Below are 1,166 nucleotides of genomic sequence, written 5' to 3'. Positions count from 1 at the left end.
TTTATGTTGTTCATACAGTTCTTTTAAACGTGGTTCTAATCGGAAATCTAAATCATTTGTTAGCATATAAGTGCCCCCTTTTCTTACCATGAATATTCAGCTTATTTTTATCTCTAAAAATTTTCTACAAATAAATATTACTTTCCTTTTTTTAAATCAAACATAACAAACTTGTAACAAAACTCTTTAAGAGCGCTATATTTTCATAGGATTTTTTTATCAAAAGAGGGACCGTTACACCTATTTTCTTTTTTATAAAATAGATATTGAGGCAAACAATATGTTAGTTAGTCAAAATAAAAACTAACCTCAGTAAATACAGAATAACATTCATGGATAAAGATACTCGTCATGTTGTAAATTTTGGTGAGTGTAAAAAGGTGCATACCTATAAAGAATCGTTTTATAATAAAGATTGATAGTGTTTTATATACACTATCAATTTATTTAGACGTAAGATTATAATCCAATATATTAGATTAAGCGCTTGAAAAAAATATAGTTGATGAGATAGCCTTAAACGACAATTCCCAACAAGCTTAATGCACATTGGCTATGATGAGTTAGACCAAATTTTGTGAAACAGTATACAAAAAAAGGGAAGAGGCGATAAACATGCAGTCAACGGAAGCGCATATGAAGGAAAAACAACGTAGAGAAAAAATAGAAATTATATTTAGTCACAGGGTAAAAGGGGAGAATTTTTTTCACGGTTCTTCCTATCAATGGAAAAACATTGTATATCAAAATTATAATAGGATACAACAAAAAGAGTTGGAAATTGAACAACTCATTTCAAAAATGGAAAAAGAAGGGATCCGTTTTACGCAGCACCGTTCCCTCATACACTATCCCGTCATTGATTTCGTAAAATATATAGCTAAGATTTATAAGGAGCCCCTCGAAATAAAATAATCATATTTATAAAAGGTTTATTTCCGGGGATTTTTTTAACTTAAAACCAGGGGTACCGCCCCATCGCTATCAAGCTAACAGAACAGATTGCCCCCTAAACGAAAATTTTGTGGCTTTTTTAGCGCGGAAGTTCATTATTATCGTTTTTTATGTTTCTTAACTTGATAGAGGTGTGGTGGATCCCTTTTTTTAGAAGTAAATACTTCTAAAACCTTGAAGTATTTGAAAATCAATTTTATCTGCTTTTGTCC

Annotated in this window: 1 protein-coding gene and 1 pseudogene; one reads left to right on the top strand and one right to left on the bottom strand. The window is 30.6% G+C overall.

Annotated elements, in window-relative coordinates; translation table 11 throughout:
• Positions 1-66: pseudogene (locus CER22_RS31035) on the bottom strand (acyl-ACP desaturase); the annotation flags it as partial.
• A 549-nt stretch (positions 67-615) separates the two neighbouring features.
• Between CER22_RS31035 and CER22_RS31030 the strand changes: the two are divergent.
• Positions 616-915, top strand: a complete 300-nt coding sequence (locus CER22_RS31030; RefSeq protein WP_001191994.1) for a hypothetical protein — start codon at positions 616-618, stop codon at positions 913-915.
• Positions 916-1,166: the final 251 nt, after the last annotated feature.

The organism is Bacillus sp. K2I17 (genome assembly GCF_002209985.1).
Lineage (GTDB): Bacteria > Bacillota > Bacilli > Bacillales > Bacillaceae_G > Bacillus_A > Bacillus_A wiedmannii.
Note: the sequence above shows the minus strand (reverse complement) of the source record. Positions and strands in the feature narration are given on the sequence as shown.

Bases quoted from the DNA above. Each gene is read 5' to 3' on its own strand.
- CER22_RS31030 (WP_001191994.1), top strand. From the start codon at position 616: ATGCAGTCAACGGAAGCGCATATGAAGGAAAAACAACGTAGAGAAAAA.